15 protein-coding genes and 1 pseudogene are annotated in these 25,724 nt (G+C 69.1%); 12 read left to right on the forward strand and 4 right to left on the reverse strand.

Annotation, left to right across the window (positions count from 1 at the left end):
- Positions 1-36 precede the first annotated feature (36 nt).
- The gene (locus tag PYS65_RS04635) at positions 37-786 is read right to left on the reverse strand and encodes a transposase family protein (protein WP_279332481.1); all 750 of its coding nucleotides are present in this window, start codon (positions 784-786) and stop codon (positions 37-39) included.
- A gap of 363 nt (positions 787-1,149) precedes the next feature.
- On the opposite strand from PYS65_RS04635, the gene PYS65_RS04640 reads away from it, so the two are divergent.
- A complete protein-coding gene (locus PYS65_RS04640; protein ID WP_279332482.1) occupies positions 1,150-1,812 on the forward strand; it encodes a maleylpyruvate isomerase family mycothiol-dependent enzyme in 663 nt (220 codons plus the stop codon).
- A 58-nt stretch (positions 1,813-1,870) separates the two neighbouring features.
- On the opposite strand, the gene PYS65_RS04645 is transcribed toward PYS65_RS04640, so the two are convergent.
- Entirely contained in the window at positions 1,871-2,287 is a 417-nt protein-coding gene (locus PYS65_RS04645) for a hypothetical protein (RefSeq protein ID WP_279332483.1), read from the reverse strand.
- A gap of 571 nt (positions 2,288-2,858) precedes the next feature.
- Between PYS65_RS04645 and PYS65_RS04650 the strand changes: the two genes are divergently transcribed.
- From PYS65_RS04650 to PYS65_RS04685, 8 genes and pseudogenes are all read left to right on the forward strand, one after another.
- Positions 2,859-3,380 carry a hypothetical protein gene (locus PYS65_RS04650; RefSeq protein ID WP_279332484.1) on the forward strand — a complete coding sequence of 174 codons (522 nt, stop codon included), beginning with the start codon at positions 2,859-2,861 and terminating at the stop codon, positions 3,378-3,380.
- 149 nt (positions 3,381-3,529) lie between these two features.
- Positions 3,530-4,432, forward strand: coding sequence for a hypothetical protein (locus PYS65_RS04655; protein WP_279332485.1), 903 nt, complete (start codon positions 3,530-3,532; stop codon positions 4,430-4,432).
- Positions 4,433-4,694: 262 nt separating this feature from the next.
- Entirely contained in the window at positions 4,695-5,642 is a 948-nt protein-coding gene (locus PYS65_RS04660; RefSeq protein ID WP_279332486.1) for a hypothetical protein, read from the forward strand.
- Positions 5,639-7,141 carry a hypothetical protein gene (locus tag PYS65_RS04665; protein ID WP_279332487.1) on the forward strand — a complete coding sequence of 501 codons (1,503 nt, stop codon included), beginning with the start codon at positions 5,639-5,641 and terminating at the stop codon, positions 7,139-7,141. The genes PYS65_RS04660 and PYS65_RS04665 overlap by 4 nt, the downstream gene beginning before the upstream one ends.
- Positions 7,138-8,490 (forward strand): AAA family ATPase, encoded by a 1,353-nt coding sequence (locus PYS65_RS04670; RefSeq protein ID WP_279332488.1) that lies wholly within the window; start codon positions 7,138-7,140, stop codon positions 8,488-8,490. The genes PYS65_RS04665 and PYS65_RS04670 overlap by 4 nt, the downstream gene beginning before the upstream one ends.
- Positions 8,491-8,665: 175 nt before the next feature.
- Positions 8,666-15,346 carry a DUF3320 domain-containing protein gene (locus PYS65_RS04675; RefSeq protein WP_279332489.1) on the forward strand — a complete coding sequence of 2,227 codons (6,681 nt, stop codon included), beginning with the start codon at positions 8,666-8,668 and terminating at the stop codon, positions 15,344-15,346.
- 716 nt (positions 15,347-16,062) lie between these two features.
- Complete coding sequence (locus tag PYS65_RS04680) at positions 16,063-17,877, forward strand: hypothetical protein (RefSeq protein WP_279332490.1); 1,815 nt, start codon at positions 16,063-16,065, stop codon at positions 17,875-17,877.
- 147 nt (positions 17,878-18,024) lie between these two features.
- A pseudogene (locus PYS65_RS04685) lies at positions 18,025-18,313 on the forward strand (helix-turn-helix domain-containing protein); the annotation flags it as partial.
- Between the two features lie 90 nt (positions 18,314-18,403).
- Here PYS65_RS04685 and PYS65_RS04690 read toward each other — a convergent pair.
- Together PYS65_RS04690 and brxD are read right to left on the reverse strand one after the other, a co-directional pair.
- A complete protein-coding gene (locus tag PYS65_RS04690) occupies positions 18,404-20,611 on the reverse strand; it encodes a DEAD/DEAH box helicase (protein WP_279332491.1) in 2,208 nt (735 codons plus the stop codon).
- Positions 20,611-21,960: a BREX system ATP-binding protein BrxD gene (gene brxD / locus PYS65_RS04695; protein ID WP_279332492.1), complete on the reverse strand. Its 1,350-nt coding sequence runs from the start codon at positions 21,958-21,960 to the stop codon at positions 20,611-20,613. Before brxD ends, PYS65_RS04690 begins: the two co-directional genes overlap by 1 nt.
- A gap of 415 nt (positions 21,961-22,375) precedes the next feature.
- Between brxD and PYS65_RS04700 the strand changes: the two genes are divergently transcribed.
- The 3 genes from PYS65_RS04700 to PYS65_RS04710 all read left to right on the forward strand — a co-directional run bounded on the left by PYS65_RS04700 (position 22,376) and on the right by PYS65_RS04710 (position 25,584).
- Positions 22,376-22,591: a hypothetical protein gene (locus PYS65_RS04700; protein WP_279332493.1), complete on the forward strand. Its 216-nt coding sequence runs from the start codon at positions 22,376-22,378 to the stop codon at positions 22,589-22,591.
- A 126-nt stretch (positions 22,592-22,717) separates the two neighbouring features.
- A complete protein-coding gene (locus tag PYS65_RS04705) occupies positions 22,718-24,535 on the forward strand; it encodes a DUF262 domain-containing protein (protein ID WP_279332494.1) in 1,818 nt (605 codons plus the stop codon).
- A complete protein-coding gene (locus PYS65_RS04710; protein ID WP_279332495.1) occupies positions 24,532-25,584 on the forward strand; it encodes a CBS domain-containing protein in 1,053 nt (350 codons plus the stop codon). Before PYS65_RS04705 ends, PYS65_RS04710 begins: the two co-directional genes overlap by 4 nt.
- Positions 25,585-25,724 lie beyond the last annotated feature (140 nt).

Below are 25,724 nucleotides of genomic sequence, written 5' to 3' on the forward strand. Positions count from 1 at the left end.
CGGATGTATGGGCAGGACGGCACAGAGTGAGGGTTTTCAGCAGTGCCGCTCCAGGGTGAGGACGGCCTTGGTGATTGACGTCATGCGATTTGGGCTGCATCGGGCTCTGCGGAAGATTCGCCAGGATTTCAGGCGGGCGATTCCTCGTTCGACGGGTATGCGGGCGGCGGACAAGGCCCGGTTGACCGTCTGCTCGGTCGGGGTGAGTTCGCCCTGGGGCGGCCGGCGTTTGGGGGTGGTGACCCACTCGCCCGCGCCGATGTAGGCCATGTCGGCGAGGACGGGGACGCCCTGGCGCTCGCAGATTCTGATGATCTTGTGGGTGCGGGCGGCGGTCAGGTCGTGCGTCCGGCCGGGCAGGGCGGGTGAGAGCCACAGCGTGCGACCGGCCGGATCCGCGATGACCTGCACGTTCACGCCGTGCCGCTTGTGCTTCGTCGAATAGTCCGCGCGTCCGTCGCCGACCCGGTCGCACTCGGCGAGCGTGCCGTCCAGGAGAACGTAGTCGGGGTCTGTCTCGCGTAGGACCTTCAGCAGGCCCGGCGCTTTGGCGGCCAGGTGCTCGACGACCGTGGTGACGTAGGCGTGGGCGGTGCCGACGGAAATACGGAAACCCGCGGCGAGTTGAGCCAGGGGGTCGTGCCGGCGCAGGTATGCCAGAGCGATCACCGCACGCTCGGACGGCCGGAGTTTGCAGCGTCGGTCACCCTCACGGGTGACGATCAGCATCGTCACCCACTCCACGAGTGCGTGCGGCAGGTCGAGTGCGGCAGGATACGGGATCAACAGGGCTCCTGAGCTGGAGAGTTGAGACCTAGACATCTCTCTTAACGGCACGGGAGCCCTGTCCGTTGCCTACGGTCCCGCCGTCACCCGTCCGGGGGCCACCCTGAAAACCCTCAGTGACTGATTCAGAACACGACATGTCAACGGATCCAAGGGCCGTGCTCGGCACGGACGGCGCCCCTCCTCCCCCGCCGCAGCCGGGCATGTGCTGCCTCACCATCTGCTGTCCCGCGGAAAGTCCGCTCGCGGGCGATGATTTTGCTCGAGGGCAGGAGTCTCCTCTTTGAACGCCCCCGCCGGGTGCCCACCTGCTCCGGTCAGGGTGCGATGCAGAGCGCTACCCGCGACAGGAGACTCTCCCGAATGACTGATCCGGAACTGGTATCCGACCGCAGCCGGAGGGCCGGGGTCTGGCCCCTGATCCGTACCGAGCGAGCGGCGCTGGCGGCCGATCTCGCGGACCTGTCCGACGAGCAGTGGGCGTCACCGTCGCTGTGCAGCGGATTGACGGTGCGCGAGGTGCTGGCACATCTGACCGCGGGGGCCCGCCTCAACGCTGTGCGCTGGCTGGCGGGTGTGATCCGCTGCCGGTTCGACTTTGACAAACAGGTGGCCATGCGACTGACCGAGCAGCTGGGGGCGACCCCGGCCGAGACCCTTGAGCGGTTCCGGCACGTCGTCCCGAGTACGACCAGGCCTCCCCTGCCGGCCGTGGCCATGCTGGGCGAGACGATCGTGCACGCGGAGGACATCCGGCGCCCGCTGGGCATCCACCGTGACTATCCGGTCGAGACGGTCACGCAGGTGGCCGAGTACTACCAGGGGTCGGATCTCGTGGTCGTTGCCAAGGGACGCGTCGAGGGCCTGAAACTCGTCGCCGTCGACGGTCCCTTCGCGACCGGTTCCGGGCCGCTCGTGTCCGGCACCGGCTTGGCCCTGGTGATGGCCATGACCGGGCGCGCGACGTACTGCGACGACCTCGAAGGCGACGGTGTCGCGCTCCTCCGCAGTCGCTGCGGAACGTGACGGACGGCATGCCGGTCGCCTCACCGAGGCACGGGGCGCCCGGCCGCCGCCGTACCGGTCAGAGGCCCGCCCGTGCCAGCAGCACCGGCAGCGCCTCCGGCTTCACCTTCTGCACCGACCTCACCTGCCCGAGTCCCAGTTCGTCCCGGCCCACGGGGTCGCGGTACAGCGCCTTCGTCGCTCCGGGGAGCAGAGTCGCCCCGACCAGGTAGGGGATGTCGGGGGCGTCCGGGTCGTTCCAGGGCTCCTGGTCGACCTCGGCCACCGCGGCGACCGCCGGTTCCGGGTGGGTGAAGAAGAACCACAGGCGTTCGCCCTGCTTCATGCGGTTGCGACGGCTGAGCCAGAGTTCGAGTCCGGGCTCCTCCTCCGCCAGCCGACGTATCGCCTCCCTGTCGGACGGCTCCCCGTCCAGCGTGTCTCTCTTCGGATCGAGGATGTAGATCCAGTCCGCCACGGCTTCCCTCTCGGTCAACAGCGGCCCGCCACCGGGCCCTGCATGCACGCCACGCACCGCTCGTACAGCGATCGTCAGGCCACATGGTGCCAAGTCGCTCCGACATCCGCAGCTTTCTGTTCCCGAGGGCTCTCGCTTCCCTGTCCGGCATGACGGCCCCGCACCCGTGGCCGTGCCCCTTCCGAGCGGGCCCGCGTGGGCCGGCGCCCCCCTGCTCCCCGGTTCCCGGTCGACCGCTGCACGCTCTCAAGTCATCAACGTATTCCTCAAGTTGGTCACCATCGGTATGTTCGATTCCAAGAAGTCCTCCACCTCCACGCCTGCCCGCGCCGCTCCGCACTTCCGCTCCTCCGCTCCTCCGCCGCCGACCTCGCCGGGCTTCGTCTGCACGCGGCACAGGTCCGGCGAAGGGGCACCGGCACCTGCGCCCGGCCCTCGCGTACGGCCCGATCGACCGCTCACTCGAACCTGTCCCCCAGTGCGCGCCTCCCGACAAGGAGTTGTCACCGCATGACCGACAACAGCACGCCCGACAGACCGGAGCCGGCCCCCGCACCCCGCCGCGCCACCCACCGCTCCCCCGGCGCCGGTGACGACCGTCGATCACCGGGACCGGGCTGGAGGGCTCGCTCTGGCGGTCGTCGCCGCCCTCGCCGCCCTCGCCGTCCTCGCCCTCCTGCTGGCCGGCGCCACCGCTTGGTGGGCGCTGGGCAAGGACGACGAGGGGGGAGACGGTGACCTGCTGGAGCACGTCGAAGTCTCGGGCGGCAAACTCACCGTCGACGAGAGCGACAGCGAGTACTGCGACGACACCGACATCTACTCGTACAACGACTGCGACGCGAACTCCGACGAGATCTACACGTTCACCTACGAGATCACCAACAAGGGAGACGGGCCCGCCAACTACTCCGTCATCGTCAACGCCTTCGACGACGACGGAGACTTCGTCGGCCAGACCTACGTCGGTGCGACCCATCTGAAGTCCGGCAGGACCGATTCCGACAAGGGCGAGTTCAGCGAGTACGGCACGCTCGAGGACGACCGCGAGCCGTCCGACATCGCGTCCGTGAAGGTCGCCCACGCCGAACGCACGCCACTGGCCAACTGACCCGGCGCGCCCTGCGTCCCGGCTGACCTTCGTCCTCCCTTTGTATGCGGCCAGGCTGTACGGACCTGGAAGAGATCACTCTGCCCGGGTTCCATTGGAAAAGATTGGAGCATCTTGGAACTCAATGGTCGGGCCGGTATGTTGTCTGCATGACCTCGTCACTGGAGGAATTGGAGGAGCGGCTGTCGCAGTTGCGCGCCCGGCTGCGGGAGGCCCGGCGTGCCCGTGACACCACTGCGGCTTCCCGTCTCCGCAGTGAACTGCGCGAGGCGGAAGCCGCCTGGGAGCATGCACTGGACTCCGAAGTGGCCGCAGACACCTCTCCCGCCGAGCAGCAGGCCACACAAGGTGCGCCCGCCCCGCAGGCGGCACGGGCGGCAGCGCCCTCGCTGCGGCGCTCACGGTCGGCGTCACGGGAGAAACGTTCCGTTCAAGCCGCAGTGCCCGTCCGCGAACAAGTGCACCAGTCCCTGACCCTGCTTGGCGCCCCGGCTGCCCCGAAGCTCATCTCCTCCGTGTACGAGGCGTTCTTCAGCGAACCCCTCGTGGCCACGAAACTCGCCTCCCTCCGCCGTGACGAGGAGCGATCCTTCACCGCCCAAGGATACGCCCGCCCGTACTACATCTGCGCTGCCCTCACCCACGACCGGCTCACACCCGCACGCGGCCTGCTGGCCGTATCGGTGTGGCCGCTTCAGCGTCGCATCATCAGCCCACTCAGCCCACGTGTCGACTTCCTCACTCATGCCATCGGCACGGCCGAGCAGATCCTGCGCCTCAGCGCGGCCGGCCATCCGCCGTCCGACGTGGCCTGGCAACTGCTACGCCGTTTCGCGCTCAACATTCCCGGCGCGTACGAGGACGACGACCTCGACCCCGACCGGGTCGTCTCCGCGGCGCACAACGAGATCGCCGTCCATCAGGATGCGGACAACACCGCCCGGGGCGCTGCCGCGGATCGTGCACGTGACCAACTCAACGACACTCAGCAACTTTTCGGCGCCGCGCCAATGCACAACGCCCTGCGCGATGCCGAAGGTGCGGGTCGCTGACCGCACAGCCGGGGTACCCCGGCTGTGCGGTGCCGCTCCCTCGCGCCACCGAGCACCGTGCCAGAACACCGCGTAAGAAGAGATGATGCCTCCGCAGTACCCACTTGAGCCCCCCGGCAGCCGACTCGCGGCTCTGCGCGGGCCGCGCCCTCCGCAGGCGTACACCGCGCGGAAGATAACCGCCCTCACCGCCAACCCGGCCTGCTCCCGTCGGGCTGTACTGGATGCGGCCGGCGTAGACAAGGCCCTCCTCGCCCAACGCATGGGCTATGAACCCCGTTTCGGCCAGTCGCCCTTCGCCATAGCACGGGAGCAGGCATTCGAGGCACTCGTGAAGTGGGGAGGTTACGCGGAACTCATCCGGCTGCTGCGCGACCAACTCGCCGTTCCCGTGGACGAGGCCGGGGTCACCGACCTGACCGAAGTCGGCGGCGACACAAACCCGGCCCGGCGGGCGGCGGAGACCCGCAGCCTCCTCGCACGTCTGGCCTCGGGCAATGACGAGCGCCTGATCCTGGACCGGCCGCTGCTGACCCTGGAGGTCGCAGGACAGACGGCCTACCTGGAGCCCCAGGCCGTGACCCATCGCGTCGGTGGGAAGTTCTACGTGGCCGAGATCCGCTCCTTCCCCGCGATCGACGGGCAGACGAACCCGACGGCCGTGGCACAGACCGCGAAGCAGGCTGCCGTCTCCGTCCTCGCGCTGCGCCGTACCTTCGAACAACTGGAACTCGATCCGGCACAGATCGCGCACGAGTTCCTGCTCATCTGCCCCAAGGACTTCTCCAACCGTCCCTACGGTCGCCTGATCGACCTCCGCCAGGAACTCGACGCCCTGCGGTTCCAGTTGACCCGGCTACGCAGAGCGGACGACCTGGCGCTGGCGCTCCCGCCGTCGGCGACCCTCGACACCGACCGGGAGGAAGGCGAACTGGATTTCTCCGTGGGCGCGTTGGATGCCTTCTACACGCCCGGCTGTCTGTCCTTCTGCGAAATGGCCCGCTACTGCCGCGACGAGGCCACCGCCTGTGCGTCCCCCGCCCGGCTGGGCAGTACCGTCCGCAACACACTTCCGGGCGTCGATTCCACACGTACCGCCCTCGCCTACCTGGGGGACATACACGCACCCGGGCTCACCGAGGCCGCCGCCGTCGACCGGTTGCGCGCCGCGGATCGGCTGCGTCAGCTGCGCCGAGGTGATGTCGCATGAGCACGCTCGGCGCAGTGGCCACGCTCCGGGCCACCGAGACGGGGCATGCCGAGCGGCTGACGACGGTACGCCATGCCCATGTGGACGAGCGCCCGTTCGTCCTGGTGCCGCTCACCCTCGCCGGAGAGGCATGCGCCCCGCTCGCTGCGCTCTGCGGCACTGATCCCGGGCGGCCGACTCTGCTGACGGTGCGCCAACCCCGGAACAGGGCCGAGCGTTTCCGTTTCGTCGAGCGCCTCGCGGCGCTGCTCCTGCCGCACATCGAGGAGTGCCGTACGTCGGAGACGGAGCCGTACACCGTGGGCCGCGGCGCGGACAAGGAGGAACGCAGGCGCTCCCTGCGCGCGCCGCAGCTCCTGGTGCCGGGCGGCGAGAGCATCGCGTACGTCCGGCTGCTCGGCCGACTCACCCGGCTGCGTGCGCTGGAGGGGCCGCATGCCGTGGATCCGTCCGTACCCGCTCTCGGCAAGTGGCTGACCTGGTTCGCGGACCGGGCGGAGTTCCCCGGCTCCTGCCTGCTCCAGGCCATGACCCGGCTGCTCTCGGCGCACTGGGCGACCGGGCAGAGCGCTGCCGAGGACTCCCATCTGGCCGCGCTGCTCTCCTGGATCGACCCGCCCGATCGCCTCACCGGAGCAGAGGCCGCCCGTGAGGCGGAGGATCCGCAGCGTTTCCCGCCGGCCGGACCGGCGACGGACGTCGTCTTCGACCAAACGTTGTACGACCTCATGTCCCGCTACGACGAGGCCGGGGACGACCACGGCCGGGAGGCCGTCGGCCGACAGATCGACCGTGAACTGTACGGCCAGATGCTGCCGACCTGGGATCTGATGTGGCGCGGGGTGGACCTGCTGCTGCGGTTGCCCGAGGGCGGACACGTGGCTGAGCGGTGGACGTACGACCGGCGGCTGTTCACCGAGTTCGCGGCTTACCTCGACGACGACGGCCGTCCCCAGGCCCGCCGTGACCACGCGGTCGGCGCGGCCCGCCGTCTGGCGCGTCTGGAGGAGGCAATGGCCCGGTACGACGCGGAGCGGGCCTTCGACGATCCGCTGGTGATGGCGGAGTACGAGTTGACGGGCGAGGCGTTCACGGGCGTGGTCGTGGCTCGTGACGAGGACCGTTTCCTGCCGGGAGCACGCCCGTTGTGGCGTCCGACGATCACGGTGCGCAGCGATCTGCCGGTACGCCTGACGGCGGGCAAGGAAATCAAGTGCCCTGCACGGGCGGGGCAGAAGGCCGAGATCGTCGAGGTCGCGCCCGAGGGCGACGGCAGCACGGTGGTGGTCCAGCTGAACGGCGGCTTCAACAGGGCACGTAAGCCCCCGGCCCCGCCGGGCATGCTGGCCGAGGTCGGTGAGACGGTCACGTACACCTCCGTCGACCCGAAGTCCATGCCGTTCGCGCTGCCGGCGGAGGAGGACACTCCGTGGACCCACGGCGGCCCTCCCCGGCCCTACGAACCGACCGACGAGGACGCGGAGGAGATCTGGGAATGACCACGGCTCCGAAGACCGATCCGCCTGCCACGCCCGGTGAGCTCGCCGACCGGGCGGTCGCGGGAATTCTGTCGAGTCTGGACACGGCCACCGGTCGGGGTGTGGTCGTGGACTCTCCACCCGGCGCCGGGAAGTCCACGCTCGTGAAGCGTGCCACGGGCCACCTCACGGCGGCCGGGCATCAACTCATGATCGTCGCTCAGACCAACGAGCAGGTCGACGACCTGGTCGACAACATCGCCCGGGAGTATCCGGGCCTCGCGCTCGGCCGCCTGCACGCCAGTGGGTTCACGCTGCCCGAGCGCGTCCGCCGGCACTCCAACGTGACCGGTGGCAAGGACATCACCGACCTCCGTGATCTTCCGGTCGTGGTCTCCACGGCGAAGAAGTGGTCGTACGTGAAGCCCGAGAAGTGCGCCCCGTGGCGCTGGGCGATCGTCGACGAGGCCTACCAGATGCGCTCGGACGCCCTGCTCGCCACGGCACCGCTCTTCGGTCCGGAGGATTCACGGGTGCTGTTCGTGGGCGACCCCGGCCAGCTGGACCCCTTCGCCACCGTCGACACCGACCGCTGGCACGGCCTGACCTGGGACCCGCTGCGCAACGCGGTCGACGTCACCCTGGCCCACAACGAGGACCTGGAACGCCACCAACTACCTGTCTCCTGGCGGCTGCCGGAGATGGCGGCACCGCTGGTGGAGAAGGCGTTCTATCCCTTCTATCCGTTCACCTCGGGCACAAAGGCCACCGACCGTATCCTCACCTACGGCAGTCAGGCGCACCGCCCGACCCCGCAGGACGCCGTCCTGGCCCGGGCCGCCGAGTCGGGCTGGGGCCTGCTGGAGCTGCCCGCCCGGCACACGCTCGACGACGACCCCGAGGTCGCCGAGGCGCTCGCGGCGACGGCGGCCCGCCTCCTGGAGCGCGGCACTCTGGTCAACGGCGAGCCGCTCACCGAGTCCCGCATCGCGATCGGCGCGGCGCGCACGGTCCAGGCGGACGCGGTCCGGGCCCGGCTCACCGCACACGGCCTCACGGCGATCACCGTGGACACCGCCAACCGTCTGCAGGGCCGCGAGTTCGACGTCACCCTCGTCTGGCACCCTCTCTCCGGTCGCCAGGACGCCTCCGCCTTCCATCTGGAGACCGGCCGCCTGTGCGTCCTCCTCTCCCGCCACCGCTTCGCCTGCGTGGTGGTGGCCCGCGCCGGCATCACCGATCTGCTGGACCGTCACCCGCGCAGCAGCCCGGTGTACCTGGACGTACCACCGAAGTTCCCGGACGGGTGGCGGGCGCACCAGTTGGTGATGGAGCACCTGGGCCGCGACCAGCACAAGGTCCACTTCTGATTTTCACAAATGCACCATAGAATCCGTTCGTCCGTGGGGGCGAGTGCGACAAGGCGAACATGTCGCACAGGGGGATCAGTCAGGGAACGTCGGCCTGCCCGCGTTGCCGTGCTCCCGGCAGTCCGTGCTTTCCCTCTCCGGGCCCGAGCAGCGCAATGTGAGAGCAGGAACAACCGTGACGACCATTCCGGGTACATTCGGGGGCGACAATAATCTGGAACGCCTCAAGGCGATCCTGGCGGACTGGCGCACGTCGCTCGTGGACCTCAGCGGACGCAACCGGCTGCTGAACTTCAGGCATACCCGCACCTCGACGTTGGAGGTGTCGGCTCCCGCGCCGTCGGAGCTGGTGAGCCTGTTGGAGAACCGCGCGCTGCGCTTCGCACCGCTCCCGGACGAGGTGTCCGCGGAGGACGAGGAGCAGGGGTGCCCTCCTCCGGGCGAGGACGACGTCGTCACGCAGAAGACCACGGGCCCCGCCCTACAGAGGGCACTGCGCTCCCTCCGTTCCAAGGCGACCCAGGTGTTCAACGACTACGGTCTGTGGACCCTTCACCTGGGCGTCGGCATCCTGCACTGGCGTGAGGACGGAGCGACCACCAGCAGCCGGGCGCCGTTGATCCTCTTCCCGGTGGAACTCGTACGGACACCCACCGGGCAGGTGCTCCTCCAGGCGAACAACGACGAGGATCCTCAGCTCAACCCCGCGCTGCCCATCAAGCTGGGGCAGTTCGGCATCGACTGGGCGCCCGTCACGGAGACCGACTGCCGTGACGTGGGTGCGGTGCTCGAGGCCGTGCGCAGGGCGGTTGTCGGCAAGTCCCTGTGGGAGGTGGAGGAGCGGGCCGTCATGGCGCTCTTCGCCTCCCACAAGGAATCGATGTACCGGGACCTGTTGGAGAACGAGGACCGGCTCCTCTCGAGCGACCTGGTGCGTGCGGTGGCGGTGGGCCCCGGCGCCACCCTCGCCTCCGACCGCTTCGACTTCGAGGAGGTGCCGTCGGAGCGGGTCGACGAGCTGGTCCCTCCGGAGGACACGCCCCTGGTCCTGGATGCGGACACCTCGCAACGGCAGGCCGTCGCGGCCGCCGTGGCGGGTCGGTCCTTCGTGCTCGACGGACCTCCGGGAACGGGCAAGAGCCAGACCATCACCAACATCATCACCGGGCTGATGCACGCCGGTCGCAGTGTGCTGTTCGTCAGCGAGAAGGCGGCGGCGCTGGACGTCGTGTTGCAGCGGTTGAAGTCGGTGGGCCTGGACTCCTACGCCTTCGCCCTGCACAGCCGCAACACCAGCCGCAAGGCCGTGGCGCAGGAACTGGGCCGCGCGCTCTCCGAGCAGCCCCAGGCGACCGGGCTGCCCGAACAGGAGAAGGCCCAGGCCCGGCTCGACCGCGAAGCGCTGTCCGCGTACGCCACCGCGATGAACGAGGTGCGTCAGCCCCTGGGCCGCACCCTGCACGATGTCATCGGCCAGGTGGGCCGTCTCGACGATGCCCCGGTCGCCTTTCTCTCCGCTTCCGGTGACGGTCCGTCCCGGCGGTTCGACGTCTCCTCCTTGTCCTCGGCCGATCTGGAGAACGTGCTCAAGGCCGCCGACGCCATCGGCGACGCCTGGCAGGCGGTGGCCGACCCGGGCTTTCCGTGGCGCGGACTGCACACGGACCGGCCCCACCCCGGTCCCGCGCTGGAAGAGGCACGCACGGCCCTGAGCGGGCTCCTGTCCGCTCTCGACGGTTACGAGGTACTCAACACCGACGGCGCGGACTTCACCACGTCGGACCAGGCCGACCGGCTTCTCCGGCTGCTCCGCCTGCTGGACGAACGGCTGCCCGTGCCCGAGTGGTGGCTCACCGAAGCCGACATCGCGCACGTAGTGACCGGCCCGGTCGAGTCCTTCCTCGCCGCGCTGCGCCGCGTCCGGCGTGCCCAGCAGACCGCGCGGGACCTGGTGGGTGACCGCTGGCAGGAGGTGTCCCCGCGTCTTCGCCCCGAGGCACCTGCGGCGGAGCAGGCTCTGGTCTCCCTTGAACCGCGGGCTCTAAATCTGACCGGTCTGACCGAGCGACAGGCGCAGGAGCACAGCCAGGACTTCAAGAAGGCGGCCGACCTGCTGGTGAGTGCCACCGGCTCGGCACGCGAGCTCTCCCGGATGCTGGGCTGCGTCGAACCGGGCTCACTGGCCGAGGCGACGGCCCTGTGCGACCTGGCGGACCTGTCCGATGTCCCGCATCGCCCGCTGGAGGCGTGGTTCGTCCCGGAGGGCTTCGCGGCCGCGCAGCGGGCGGCCCTCGGTCTCGTGGCGGCCTCGGTGGGGGAGTTCGAGGCCCGCCGTGACCGTACGGTCGCGGCCCGGGCTGCCGCGCAGGAGCACGCGGGGCCGGGCTGGGCGGACATGCCGACCCAGCTGCCCCGGCAGCCGGAGGCCGCGGAGGTTGCACTCGGTGCCCTGGAGCCGCCCGGTGCCGACCTCACCGTCCTCGGCCGGGACGAGGCAGATTCGCTCGCCTCCCGCTGGGGCGCCCTCGCCGCCATGCTGGAGGGCGCCGCGAAGTGCGCGGTGGACGTGGCGGGTCTGCTGGGCTGCGAGCCGCCGGGCACCGCCTCCGAGACGCGTTCCGTGACCGAGCTGGCCACACTCACGATCTCCGTCCACCGGGCACCTGCCGCCTGGTTCGACCCGGCGGTGCTGCCTCGGGCCCGCCGGACCGTGGACGAACTGCACCGCCTCATGGATGTCCTCGACAAGGCCCGGCAGGAGGCGCACGGTGTGTTCGGTCCCGACACGCCCCACACCGAGGGTCTGACCGACGCGGTGCGCCGTCTCTCGGAGAACGGCCGGCGCTTCGCCGCGGGTCTGTCCTCCCAGGTCCGGGCCGACCGGAAGCTCGTCGGCGGGATCAGCACCGGCGGATCCTGGCACGGCAGCCTGCAGGAGGAGCTGGGCAAGGCAGCGGCCTGGCAGCAGGCACACCAGGCTGTCCGGGCCGCGGTGACCGAGCACGCGGAACTTCTCGACGCCTACGCCGGTGACGACCTGCCCGATCTCGACGCGCTGGCCGGCGCACTGCGCCAGGCCGATGACGCCCACCGGCTCGCCCCGGACGTGGTGGCCGCCCTCGACCGTCGCCGCCGTCTGACTGCGCAACTCGCTTACGGCTCCCTTCCCGAGGCCGCTCTCCCCGGGTGGGGCAAGCGCCTGGAGGACGACCTGAGCGCATGGGAGGCGGCGCTGCGGGAGTCGCGGTTGCGCAAGCACGGGACGGCCCTGAGCCGTCTCGGACCGGCGGCGGCCGCCGCGTGGCTGCACACCCATGTGCCGGTGCTGGAATCCGCCATGCAGCTCATCGACACGGTTCAGTCCGCCGGCCGCCGGGAGTTCGCAGGGGGGACGGGGCACACCCTCGCCTCGGCACGCACAGCCGTTGCCGCGGCACACACGGCGCAGCGGGAGGACGCGGCATTCGCGGCCCGGGAAGCCCACGACCGAGAACTGCTGTGCGCCTGGTACGCGGGTCTGGACACGCGTCTCGACGACCGACCGGACGCCGATGGCAGCACAGCGGTGGAGGACGACCTGCTGAGCCGGGCCGTACGACTGGCAGCCGCGGACAACGACTCCGGGACGGAGTCGGCTGCTCCCGAGGCCGTCGAGCTCAAGCTCCTGGGCGAGTACACGCCGCACGGCCGTCCTCGCACCGCCTCCCTGGCCGCGGCGCTCGCTGCCGCGGCGGACGCCCATCGGCTGACGGGACCGATCCTGGCGGACCCGGCACGGCGCAGCGGCCTCGTCCGCGCCCTCGGCGCCGGACGGCCCGCTGTTCCGGGGCTGCTCGAGACGGCCGCCCGTCTGCGGTCGGAGTGCGCCGACTGGCAGACCTTCACGGACTCTCCCGTCCTGGCTCATGCCGCCTCCGGTCTGCGGGCGCGTTCCCTCCCCGACGGTTCGGCCTGGCTGCGTGCCCATCTCGATCCCCTCGACGAGGCCGCTTCCTTGATCCACTCGGTGGCCCGCGTCACGGGCTCCTCGGGAGGGGAAACCGACTGGCTGTCCCTGGGCGGCGCCCGCACGTCCGTGGCAGCCGTGGTGGCGGCACGCACCGCCGAGGAGGACTTCCTGAGCGCCGAGGCGGACCACCGCCGCCTGCTCGGCGACCTGTACGAGGGGGTGCACACCTCTCGGGAGACCATTCACAGCGCCCTGGACTGGGCCCTCAACGCCAGGCGCACCGCTTCCGACACCGGCTCAGCCGCTCCTCTGGGACACCAGGCCGCACGCCTGCTGCTGAGCGCGGCGCCCGACTCGTCGGTAGAGCGCCGCAACCGCGACTGGCTGGAGCGGACGGAGGTCCTCGTCGGCCACTTCACTCTGACCCGGGCGACGGAGATCCGCACCGAGCTGGAGGCCGGATTCCCGTCCGCCCGAGCACTCCTCGATCGCATGTTCGACGACCCGTACGGTCCGGACGCCTGGCTCCGCTCTGCCGAGGCCCACGAAGTGCTGAGCCGCTACGGGCTGGAGGACCTGCCGGCGCAGCTCGCGGACCGTGAGGTGCTGGCGTCGCTGTTCCCCGTGGCCGTGGAACGCACCGTGCTGCGCGCCTGGGTGGAGCACCAGTTGGCAGCCGACCACCGTCTCTCCACGGCGCGGGCCACCGACCGCGACCAGTTGGTGGAGCGCTACCGACGGCTGGACCGCGGACTGGTGCAGGCCGCTCACGCGACGGTGATCGACGTCTGCAACGCGCGGCGCCCTCGTAGGGCGACGACGGGCCAGGCCGCGATCCTGAGCCGTCAGGCGAAGCTGCAACGACGGCACATGCCGGTGCGGCGGCTCCTGGACGAGACCCGGGACATCGTGCAGCGGCTCAAGCCGTGCTTCATGATGAGTCCGCTGACGGTCAGTCAGTACCTGCCGTCAGACTTCCACTTCGACGTGGTGATCTTCGATGAGGCGTCCCAGGTCCTTCCGCAGGACGCCGTGAACGCCGTCTACCGCGGTGACGCCCTGATCGTGGCGGGTGACCCTCGGCAGCTCCCGCCCACGTCGTTCTTCAGCGCTGGCGGTGACTCCGACGATGACGACGAGTGGGACGAGGAGGTGCCCGACTCCTTCGAGTCCATCCTGGACGCCTGCAAAGCCAGCGGTGTGCTGCGTGAGCTGTCGTTGCGCTGGCACTACCGCAGCCGCCACGAGAACCTGATCGCCTTCAGCAACCACGAGTTCTACGACAACTCCATGGTCGTGTTCCCTGGCGCGGTCACTGACGGCCACGACGTGGGCGTCGCCTTCTACAAGGCCGACGGCGTGTACGACCGCAGCAACAAGCGCGACAACGTCCGCGAGGCCGAGCTGGTCGCCGAGCGGGTCATCCACCACTTCTCGACGCGACCGCACCTGAACCTGGGCGTCGTCACCCTGTCCAAGGCACAGGCGGACGCCGTCGAGGATGCCGTCGCCGAGGCCCGCAAGGCCCGGCCCGACCTCGACGGGTACTTCACGGAGGACCGCCTGGGCGGCTTCTTCGTGAAGAACCTGGAGACGGTGCAGGGTGATGAACGTGACGTGATCATCCTGTCGGTCGGTTACGGCCCCGACGCGCAGGGCAAGCTGCGTTCCTCCTTCGGTCCGATCAACCGCGAAGGCGGCTGGCGGCGGCTGAACGTGGCCGTGACCCGGGCACGGCACCGGGTGGAGGTTGTGGCGTCCTTCCACGGCGCCGACCTGCCGGACAGTACGAACAAGAGCGTCCAGCACCTCAAGCGCTATCTGCAGTACGCGGCGCAGGGGCCGGCGATCCTGGCCACAACGGCACCCGACGCGGACGCCGCGCCGGAGAGCCCGTTCGAGGAGGACGTGCTCGACACCCTGCGCGGCTGGGGCTACGACGTGCAGCCCCAGGTGGGTGTGGCGGGCTTCCGGATCGACATGGCGGTCCGGCACCCCGGGGCCCCCGGCTCCTACGCGCTCGGCATCGAGTGCGACGGCGCGATGTACCACTCCTCCCGCACGGCCCGCGACCGCGACCGGCTGCGGGAGGAGATCCTGCGCGGCCTGGGGTGGAACCTGCACCGGATCTGGGGCACGGACTGGTACCGCAACCGCAAGGACGCGCAGCGGCGGTTGCGTGAGGCCGTCGAGGTCGCCTGCGCGGCCGACCCGTACACGCCCGCGCCAGAACCCGCTCCGGTTCCCGTGCCCGAGAAGGCGCCGACGGAGATAACCATCGTTCCGGTCACCGAATCCGACCGCTCCGAGTGGAGCCGGCCGTACCGCGCCCTGAGCTGGGAGGAGTTGTACGACCTGAAGGATGCCCTGTGCACGGCCGCCGGGCTCCAGGACGTCGATCTCCGCGACCCCGACGCCCGGACGGTGGTGGCCGAAGTGGCGCACCACATCATCACGACGGAGGGTCCCATCGAGGAGGACGTGCTGATCAGCCGGGTCCGCAGCGCGTGGTTGCTCGACCGCTCGGGTCAGGTCGTGCAGAACAGTGTCCGTGATGCTCTGGTACGACTGCGCCGGATGAAGAAGGCGGTTCGGTCCGGGACCGTCTGGAACGTACCCGGACGGGACGTGACGGTGGCCCGGACGCCGAGCCCGGACTTCGACCGCAAGAAGGTCTTCCAGGTGCCGCCGGTGGAGCGCCAGGTCGCCCTGCTGGGCGTCCTGTCGGAGTCACCCGGCATGCGCCGCGAGGAGCTGGCCCGGGAAACGGCCCGGTTCTTCGGGTGGCTGCGTCTGGGGCCGGACATCCGGGCCGCGTTCGAAACGGACGTCGAGGAGCTGATCACTCGCGGGCTGGTCACCATGAGCCCGTCAGGGCTCGTCCCGGTGGCGGATACCGCCGGGTGACGGTCGCTCGTCGAGTCGAGGAGCAGGCCGGTCACGCCCCGACAACCCGCGCAAGCGGAGCAGTCGCTCACTGACCGGTCAGCAGCCCTTGATGAACCCTCCGCTCACCGGGTACTTCCCGCCCGCCGCACAGCGCGGGAAGTACCCGGTACGAGCGGGAACCTGCGCGCCGGACGCGGACGAGCGTGTCTCGGGAGTCCCATTCAGCGGTGGCGTGCCAGAGTTGACAGACCTCCAGAAACCGTACGAATGCTCGTACAGCCGGGATTCCGCTCCCACAGCGCGCCACCCATTGCGCCGTGCTCTTCGCGTCGACGCTCTTCGTCATGGCTGCACAGCAGGAGCAATCCTCGCTTCACCTCGGCTGGTCGAAAACCCATCCACCAAGGGCTCCCCACCTTTTCAGCCCAACTGCCGGGTTGGGAAAGGCCCACTGCCTGGAGCTGCTTCCTTCGGGGCCTGTCGTCCCGGTATCAGACTGTCCAGCCCAGAAGGGGAACTTCAAGCGCCGGTTCACCCTTGCCTTCGTTGCCCTGCGCATCGAGTCATGCGATCCCCACGGTTGCTCCTCATCCTTGCGGACGCGACCCATGGCATCCCGCAGTTGCACGCAGCGCCCGCGTCGGCGCGGACGGGAACCCCTGAAGATTTCACTGCTACACCTGATGACTACACTTCATTTACCAAACTTTCACTTACGAAGGGGCGTTGTGGTCATGTTCCACCAGGCCGACACCACGGCAGAAGAAGATACATCGGACAGAGGGATGCGGCCCGACGCGCCTCCGGCTCCCCGCCCGGTGCCCGACTGGCAGGCGGCGGAACACAATGCGCTCACGTGGGTCAGGTGGCTCGGATTTCCACAGGCGGAACCGACCCGCGATGGCTCCGACGGGGGATTGGACATAGCTGGCCCGGGAATATATGGCCAGGTGAAGTTCCACGGGAAGACCATTCCACCCAACCTGATACAGCAACTTTTCGGGGCACGCGGTTTGAACGATGGCGAGATGCTCTTCTTCGCTAATTCCGGGTACACCGCTGCCGCGATCACTGCTGCGGACCGGCTGGATGTCGGCTGTTTCACCTACTCTCCCGCAGACGGGATGATTGCGCCCGCGAACCGCTACGCGGCCGAATTGATGGAACGTGCGATGTCCCCGGAAGCCGAGGATGAGCGCGAAGCGCGGGCTGAGGGGGAGAGGCAGAAGAAGGAGAAGAAGAAACAGAAGAAACTGGTCAAGAAGCGGAAGAAGATCCAGCGGAGCATCGAAGCCGGCGAAGCGGTGATGAGTGAGGTAGCGGGCAAGGCCGCCACCATCGCAGCAGTCGCCGACCTCGAACTGTCAAGCGACGAGCGGCGCAAGCTCCTGGCAGACCTGGACAAGGAGCAGCTGGACCTGCTGGTGGCCTGCCTGCTGATCCGTGACGGGTTCGATCCCTCGCGCTCCCGAACAATAATGGCCAACGGCTTCCAGGGCGTGACCGCCTATTGGGCGAAACACCCTGACATCGAAGTCCTCGAATCCGAAAGCGGCGAGGAATTCGAGCCACTCTCAGTGACATGCTTGAGCGCCTCCATCGGCCAGGAGGAGGCCTTGCGAGAGCTCTCCGAACTCTTCGACGAAGACCTGTGGAGGAAGCTTCACACTCATGACGGTGTAGTCGTTCCCATAGCCGGGGGATGGCTCGCTCCAGGGGCGCCCATGCCGCACTTTAAGGTTGAAGTCGATGCAACCCTCCTCCGTTTCACCGGGGAGACGGACTACACGACGGTGGACCTTTCTGTGTACGCGAACAGGCTCATGGTCACCACCCTCCCGCTCGACAGCACAATTCGCGCCCAAATCGCTCGGCAGCAGCACGTGTTCCTCGTCGATCTGGACGTGCTCGACCGGTGGTGCCGCGAGGGGTTGTCGCTGATCATCGAGTACGAGTTGACACCGTCGCCCGGGACGAAGGCCGTCGGCCGCATCACTGGGTTCGGGTTCAAGTCCCTGCCGGACAACTCGTCGGGGCACCTTGCACTAGGGGCGCGGCAGGTTGTCGCCGCGGAACTGGACAAGGACCTGTTCGGTCACTACCTGTGCGCCCTGCTGGTCCGGGACGGATTCACGGTGATGTTGCACCACTCAGGTGCTTCAGGTGGGTCTTTCATGGTGCAGCTACCGGAGTCCGCGTCCGCCGGAGAGCTTTTCGGTGTGGTCAGCTACAGCAAGTCCTACGACATGGGGCGTACCGGCATGGCGAACCCGGAGCGCGTTGATGAGGCCGCGCGCGATCACATCACGGAAATGTCAGATCTGTCAGACAGCCTGTCCGAGGCAGGTGGAATCTTCAGCCTGTGGATGCATGTGACCGACAGTGCGATTCCCTCGCACATACGTGATGAGGTGGGAATGCCTGAGGGCGTCATGCTGTTGGAAGCGGGGGGATTTGCCGCATGGGGCGAGATGCGTCTGCAGGTGACCGTTGACGTCCTCGCTGACGACAAGGGGAAGATCGACCTGCAGCTGGTGCCTGTGGCGTGATCGCCCCCGGGTTGCGGAGTGAACTCTTTCCATCTTCACTCTGAGACCGCGTTTGAGAGCGAAGTTTGACGGTTGGGCTGACAATGTGGTGAAGCCTCTGGTGGATGGGGTCTCGACCAAGAGGACCGTCTCCACCAGAGGCTTCACGTGCTTGTTTGCCTGTCCGGTCTCGACGTGTCCAGCTCCGCTCTCCACTTCCTCGCCCAGTAGTTGCGGCGGCATCATCGTGTGATGGCCTCTCGTTTGCAGCGGCTGAGCGCCGGTCGTCAAGCCCTCCTCATACCCGCCCACCTGCAGGTGGTCTGCACTCCCCCAGCCTCTGGCCGGGGGCAACCCAAATGCCCGGCTCGCGGCCGGATTCGGCGTCGGAACCACGGCCGTCTACCGATACGTCACCGAGGCCGTCGACCTGCTGGCCGCCCTCGCACCCGGCCTGGGGCCGACTCCGTCCACACCGCGACGACGAAAGGGGCCGGTGTCAGCCTCGTTCCTCAAGACAAGGGAGATGGAACAAGTACCTTGGTTTTCAGGAGGAGTTACTCAAGCCGACGAGACGCACGGGTTCCGACAACACCGCGCGAGTACTTTCGAAGTCCGCGAGCCGGGCCGCGACCGTGGCGACGGCGAGGCGTTCCGGGAGGGCGGCGGAGAACTTCAGGCCGCGTACGGCGCGGGGGTCCACGTCGGGCAGGACCAGGCTCTCGCCGACCTTCTCGCGGGCCGCGCGCCAGTCGGCCGGGGTGAGGTCCTCGCGCAGGCGCAGCCAGCAGTCGGTGGGGCGCTGCAGAGGGTCGGCGACCTGCTGGAGGGTGGCGGCGAGGGTGGCGTTGGCACGGTAGCCGGCCCAGGTCCACCAGCGCACGTCGCTGCCGACGCGCGTGATCAGGGTGCCAGCGGGGTGCACGGTGTCGGGAGAGTCGTTCTCGCGTTGCTCGGCCAGGCACGCCTCGGCGCGCCTGGTGAGGGAGACGGACGGGTTCGCGCCCAGCAGCACCTCGCGCATGGCGCGGGTCAGGGCGTACGACAGCCTGACGATGCCGCCGTTCATCCACTTGGCGACGCCGCCGCCGTCGGCGGGTTCGACGAAGACGCGTTTGCGCAGCCAGTCGATGTAGGTGACCTGCCAGCTGCGTCCGCCGAGCAGCAGGCGCCGCGGGCCGGGCCGTTCCTCGGTGAGCACGCTCGGGTCGGTGCGGCCGATCTCGGTGCGCCCGGACAGCACGGTGAACTGCGGCGGCGCGGTAAAAGACGCGGTGAGTTCGATGAAGTGCCGCTTACCGAAACGGCGTTCCGCCTCGGGGCCGACGAATAGCATGCCGCCGTCGCTGTCGAGGAAGCCCTCCTCGGTGAGGTGGCGCAGGATCGGGGCGGCGGACCGGTCGAAGGGGGCGAGGCCGTTCCACTGCTGTTCCCAGAGCTGGTCGCCGAGCTTGTGCTGTTGCAGGGTGACGGCGAGGAGTTGCTGGGCCACGAGGTGGCGCGGCTCGGGCGGCGCGATGACCGGTTCGACCCAGCCCCGCGACCACAGCAGCAACAACCCGGCCGCCTGCAGCAGTGTGTCCTTGCGGGTGGTGAGGAACAAGCAGTTGCGTACGGTGCCGGGGCGCCTGCCGGTACGGCCGATGCGCTGCAGGAACGAGGCGACGGAGGCCGGGGAGTCGATCTGGATGACACGGTCCAGGTCGCCGACGTCGATGCCGAGTTCGAGGGTGGACGTGGAGACGATGACGCAGTCGCGTGCCTCGGCGAACGCCTGCTCGGAGCAGGTGCGTTCGTCGACGGAGAGGGAGGCGTGGGACAGGAAGACGGTCACCTCGCGGGCCCGCAGGGCTGCGCCCAGTTCCTCGACCTGGCGACGCGAGTCGCAGAAGACGAGGCGTTTCTCTCCCCGGTGCAGGGCGGCGATGAGTTTGGCGGCGTTGTCGAGGGAGCCCACGTAGTCGAGTTCCACCTCGCCGGCGGGCCTGGGCGACGGGTTCGCAGCGGCCGGCTCTCCGTGTGCGGCCGCACCGGTGGCGGGCAGGTGGACACCCGGAGCTACGACCTGCCCGAGGCGACTCCCGGCACCGGCCCCTTGCAGCCAGTGCAGCAACTGCCCGGGGTTGCCGACGGTCGCTGAGAGTCCGATCCGCTGGATGGGCCGGCCGGTGATCCTCTCCAGTCGTTCGAGCACAGCGAGCAGGTGCCAGCCCCGGTCGTCGCCCGCGAAGGCGTGCACCTCGTCGACCACGACGGCTCGTACGTTCCCCAGCAGCCGCGCGTGGTCGGTCTTGACGCCGATCAGCATGGCCTCGAGCGACTCGGGCGTGGTCAGCAGGATGTCCGGCGCCTCGGTACGGATGCGCCGCCGCTGCGACTCCTTGGTGTCGCCGTGCCAGAGTGCCGCCCGCCGCCCCAGCCACTGGGCGTAGGTGTCGACGCGGCCGACCAGGTTGTTGAGGAGCGCCTTGAGCGGGCACAGATACAGCACCGAGGTGCCGGTCCACCGCTGTTCCGCCATCGCCGACAGCAGCGGGAAGCAGGCCGCCTCGGTCTTGCCACCCGCCGTCGGCGCCAGCAGCACGGCGTCCTCGCCGTCCATGAGCGGGGTGATCGCCGCCCGCTGAAGGGGGCGCAGGTCGGGCCAGCCGAGGGTGTTGACGATGTGGTGCAGGACGACGGGGTCGAGCCGGTCCAGTACGTCAGACCCTTCCCCGGCCGCTTCCGTCCCGGCCGGGCCGTCGGCGTCCGCCATCACAGCTCCAGGTCGATGTCGTCGGCGGACGCGGAACCGCCGGTGACCGTGGCGGCCAGGTTCCGCTCCACGTCGGTGAGTTCACTGCTCGCGACGGTCAACTTGTAGTGCTGCCGGGGATCGAAGTCGTCGAACTGGTCCACGCGATCAAGCACGTCCCCGACGAGCTTCTTCAGGAACAGCCGGGGCGCCACCCCGACCTTCCCTCCCAGCGCCCCGCCGACGGCCCGCGCGAGGTCCGCGACGTAGGCGTCGTCGACGACCGTCCGCACGCGCTCGGGTGACGCGGCGGCGTCCGCGTACAGGTCCCGGATGGTGATGCCGAGGCCGACCAGGGACTCCTGGGTGAAGCCGGGCAGCCGGATCTGCACCGCGCGGGGGTTGTCGAAGCGCGGGTCGGTGGTGAAGTCGGTGGCGAGCCGCTGAGCGAGCGGGGCCAGTCGCGGCACGCCCTGCTGGCCGTCGTAGAAGGCGGGTGTGCCGGTGATGACGAGGTACAGGCCGGGGAAGCGGCCGGAGTGCACCTCGTCGATGAGCTGCCGCAGCGCGTTGAGCGCCTTGTCGCGGGCGTCGGAGCGGACCCGCTGCAGCGTCTCCACCTCGTCGAGGACGACGAAGAGACCGGTGTGCCCGGAGTCGCGCAGCACGGTGAGCAGGCCCTGCAGGAAGCCGAGCGCCCCGAAGTGGTCGAGGTCCCCACGTACTCCGGCGGACCGCCGCGCGGCGGCGGCCACGTGCGGCTGGCCGCCCAGCCACGCCAGCACAGCGGCGGCGGTCGCCTCGTCGCCGTCGGCGAGGGCGGCACGGTAGCCGCGCAGTGCGGTGGCGAAGGACGGGGCGTGCCGGGAGACCTCGGCGAGCCGCGCGACGAGCAGCTTCTCGACCTCTTCCGGCAGTTCCTCCTCGGTCGCACCGGCGGCGAGGGCGTCCTCCTCCAGGGCGTAGAACCAGGCGTCCACGACCGGGCGTAGGGCGCTGGGCGGGAAGCTGGAGGTGGTGAGGCGCTCGGTCAGCCGCCGGTAGACGGTCTCCAGCTTGTGCAGCGGTGTCTCGTTCTCCGAGATCTGGATCTCGGCCACGGCGAAGTTGCGGCGCTTGGCCCGCTCCCCCAGCCAGCGGGTGAAGAAGGTCTTGCCGGACCCGTACTCACCGCGCACGGCCTTGAACACGGACCCACCGGACGCGACGGCGTCCAGTTCCGCGTCGAGGGCTGTTTCGAACCGGTCGAGCCCGGTGGCGAGCAGGTCAAGTCCGCTCTCGGGTACGGCCCCGCGGCGCAGGGCGTCGATGACGGTACGGCGGCGGGCGGCGCTCACCTGGGCGGGGCGCTTGGATCCGGTGGTGCTCACGTCTGCCAGTGTTCCATCTCCAGGAGAGCTGGTGTGCAGGACCAGGAGCAGTCCTGACGAGAGCGCTGCCGTCCCACGGGTCCCGGCGTTACGTGACGCCGCAAAGCCATGAATACCCTCAAACCGATCACACTCGTCCAAATTCAGACCACTCGGCGACGGCGCGTCGACGGAAATCGACCACCTACGGAAGGTACGTGGTCCACCCAACACGTTGGCGACAGAATGAGCGCACAACCGGCATCCGTCTTCCCGGAGGACACATTGACTCGTTGGGCGTGCGCACTCTTACCAGCAAGCGGCTGGTTGCGGGCTCCGTAGAGCTCGTCTGCGCATCGCTGGGAGAAGCCGACACCTCACACAGGTGAGGTGTGCCCTTTTCTCTCAAGCGAGCCAACAAGTCAATGGAGGAACGGTGTCGACCAACTCGACCCCTCAGTCGTGTCACCACCCGGCCCGCGACATCATCATCGTCGCTCTTACGTCCGGTGTGATCTCGCTCGGCACTGCCATCACGACGATGGCATGCGGTGTCAGCCCGTTGATGACCCTCACGAGCAGCGGTGGTGCGTTCATCGCCGTCGTCAGCGCGGGAATGAACGTGCTCAACCACGTGAAGCGCGACGCGTAGCGGCTCCAGGGGCGGCCTGTCGGGAGCAGGCTGCCCCTGGCTTCACCGGCGAAACAGTTGACGGTTACCACAGAGCACTGCTGGAATCACTCTGCGTACAGGCGACAGGGTGGGAAGTGGAGTCACATGGCGGCCCTCGACAACGTGAAGCTCAAGGACGTGCTGGCGGACGTCGCCTCGGGTTCCTTACAACTGCCCGACTTCCAGCGGAACTGGAAGTGGGACGACGACCGGATCAGGGCAATCATCGCGACGGTCACGCTGGACTACCCGCTCGGTGTCGTGATGACGCTGCAGACCGGCGGCGCCACCCGGTTCCGCTCCCGGACCCTCACCGGTGCCCGGCCGGACGGGGATCCGGAGGCCGACCTCCTCCTGCTGGACGGGCAGCAGCGTCTCACCTCGCTCTTCCAGTCCCTGTGGCAGGACGCCCCGGTGGAGACGGCGGACGCCCGGGGCAAGCCCATCCAGCGGTGGTACTACGTCGACATCGCGAAGGCCGTGGGGCAGTCCGCGGACCGCGACGAAGCCATCGTGTCCGTCCCGGCCGACAAGGTGCTGCGGACGGACTTCAACCGCACGGTGGTGCTGGATCTGAGCACCACCGAGGCCGAGTGCTCGGCCGGCCTCTTCCCCCTCCACTTCGTCTTCGACGCCCAGCGCGTCAACGAGTGGAAGAAGGCGTACATCAAGGCGGACGAGGACCGGAACTGGGACCTGTGGGGCCAGTTCGACGAGGCCGTGCTCCAGCAGGTCCGCGCCTTCCAGGTGCCGATGATCCGGCTGGCCGCCTCCACCTCCATGGACGCCGTCTGCGCGGTGTTCGAGCGGGTCAACACGGGCGGCGTGCCGCTGAACGTCTTCGAACTGCTCACCGCCACGTACGCCGGGGACCGCGACTACGTGGAGCGGACCGGGGACTACTACCAGCTCCCGATGGTGTGGCAGGAGATCAAGCAGGCCCTGGCGAGCAAGTACCCGGTCTTCGGCCGCGTCGAGAGCGGCCTGGAGAACGGGCTGAGCAGCATCGACTTCCTGCAGGCCATCGCGCTGGTGCGCACCTGGGAGCGGAAGCAGGAGCGCGTCGGGACCACGGTCTCCTGCAAGCGCCGCGACCTGCTGGACCTGCCCCTCGCCGACTTCGTCCGCCTGGCGCCCAAGCTCGCCGACGCCTTCGCCTGGGTGGGCGACTTCCTGGAGCGGCAGTGCATCGTCCGTCCGGCCGACCTGCCGTACAAGACGCAGCTCGTGCCGCTCGCGGCCGTCCGCGCCATCCTCGACACGGCGACCGACGGTCTGGGGGCGGAGGAGAAGATCGAGCAGTGGTACTGGTGCGGGGTGCTCGGTGAGATGTACGGCGGCTCCACGGAGACGCGCTTCACCAAGGACGTTGAACAGCTCGTCCCCTGGATCGCGCAGGACGAGAGGGCGCCCGAGACGGTCACGAAGGCGTTCTTCTTCGCCGAGCGCCTCGACACCCTCAGCACCCGCAACAGTGCCGCCTACAAGGGGATCTACGCCCTGCTGGTCAAGCAGGGGGCGGTGGACTGGCACCACACGGACGCTCCGCTCAGCCCCGGAAGGCTGGACGAGTACGGCGTGGACATCCGGCAGATCTTCCCCACGGCGTGGTTCCGGCGGGGCAACAGCGAGGGCCTGCCAACGGGGTCGATCGTGAACAAGACCCCCTTGTCCTACCGCGCGGCGATGGACATGACGGGGGCGCCGTCGTCGTACCTGTCCACGATGATCGCCGCGTCCGACATGCGTCCCGAGTGGTTCGACGACGTCCTGTCCACCCATCTGATCGATCCGGACGCGTTGCGCGAGAACGACTACGAGCGCTTCTACCGTGACCGCTCCAAGCAGTTGCAGGAGCTGGTGCACTCCGCCATGGGCAAGAAGACGATGCTGCGCGACCTGCCGGAGGCGGACGTCCGATGACGACCAGGTCTCACGAGCGGGACGTCGCCTCGCTCAAGGGCAGGACCGTGTCCGTGCAGGAGATCCTCGACCTGTTCCAGGTCAGGGTCCGCGACCATCGGACGGTGCACCGCATCTCGCAGGCGTTCACGGACGCCGGGCTGACCACGCTGCCGGACTTCGCCGTCTGCGGTCTGCGCAGCACCGTCGACGTCGTGCCGCTGGCGTCCGTTCCCGCACAGCGGGCGCCGACCGGTGCGGGCGACGAGGCCGACACGACGGACGAGGCCCTGCCCTCGCACGCCCTGCCGCAGCGGCTACTGCTCGGCGACATCCCGTCGGCCCGGCGCGGTGTCGTGTCCGTGGGCCCGGGCACTCCGCTGTCCCAGACGACCTTCCTCATGCGTACGAAGGGCCTCTCCCAGGTCCCGGTGACCACGGGCATGGCGCAGGTCCACGGGGTCGTCACCTGGGGGTCCGTGGCCAAGATGTACGAGGCGGGGAAGCCGGCCACCCTGGACAACGCGATGGAGAAGGACTCCCTGCCCGTCGCCGACGCCCGCCAGGAGTTCTTCACCGCCCTTCCGGTCGTCCGCGAGCACGGCTACCTGCTCGTCCGCGGCGACGACGGCTGCCTCTCGGGCACCGTCACCGCCGCGGACGTCACGGAGCGCTTCGAGGGGGCGGCGCGGCCCTTCTTCATCGTGGGCGAGATCGAGTCGCTGCTGCGCCGCTGTCTGGGCTCGGCATTGGACACGGAGGCCATCAAGGCGGTCCAGACGAACAAGAAACCGGAGCATCGCACCGGCCAGGTGTCGGACCTCATGTTCGGCGACTACCTGAGGCTCCTGGACGGCGACCAGACGAAGCAGTCCTTCGCCGAGCAAGCCGACCGCAACTGGGAGGCATTGAAGTGGCCGAACATGCCCCGGGAGCAGTTCGTCGGCCTGCTGAAGCGGGTGAAGGACATCCGTAACCGGATCGCCCACTTCGACGAGAAGCCGCTTCCGCCGGAGATGACCGACGAGCTGACGACCTTCGCGAAGGTGCTGCGGGCGTTCGCGTCGTGAGCCGTCGCCATCGCGCCCGGCACCGTCCATGTCCGGGACTCGAAGGCGCAGGCAGGAGCGGTGCCGGCCTCCCTCCGGGAGCAGTGGGCCGCGTTCACCTCCTGCGCGGGTGAGATCGCCGTCTGACGACGGACCATGCT

Origin of the sequence: Streptomyces cathayae (assembly GCF_029760955.1) — a bacterium.
Classification (GTDB): Bacteria; Actinomycetota; Actinomycetes; order Streptomycetales; family Streptomycetaceae; genus Streptomyces; species Streptomyces cathayae.

Coding starts and splice junctions, on each gene's coding strand:
- PYS65_RS04640 (WP_279332482.1), top strand. CDS start 1,150: ATGACTGATCCGGAACTGGTATCCGACCGCAGCCGGAGGGCCGGGGTC.
- PYS65_RS04655 (WP_279332485.1), top strand. CDS start 3,530: ATGACCTCGTCACTGGAGGAATTGGAGGAGCGGCTGTCGCAGTTGCGC.
- PYS65_RS04660 (WP_279332486.1), top strand. CDS start 4,695: ATGGGCTATGAACCCCGTTTCGGCCAGTCGCCCTTCGCCATAGCACGG.
- PYS65_RS04665 (WP_279332487.1), top strand. CDS start 5,639: ATGAGCACGCTCGGCGCAGTGGCCACGCTCCGGGCCACCGAGACGGGG.
- PYS65_RS04670 (WP_279332488.1), top strand. CDS start 7,138: ATGACCACGGCTCCGAAGACCGATCCGCCTGCCACGCCCGGTGAGCTC.
- PYS65_RS04680 (WP_279332490.1), top strand. CDS start 16,063: ATGTTCCACCAGGCCGACACCACGGCAGAAGAAGATACATCGGACAGA.
- PYS65_RS04690 (WP_279332491.1), bottom strand. CDS start 20,611: ATGGCGGACGCCGACGGCCCGGCCGGGACGGAAGCGGCCGGGGAAGGG.
- PYS65_RS04705 (WP_279332494.1), top strand. CDS start 22,718: ATGGCGGCCCTCGACAACGTGAAGCTCAAGGACGTGCTGGCGGACGTC.
- PYS65_RS04710 (WP_279332495.1), top strand. CDS start 24,532: ATGACGACCAGGTCTCACGAGCGGGACGTCGCCTCGCTCAAGGGCAGG.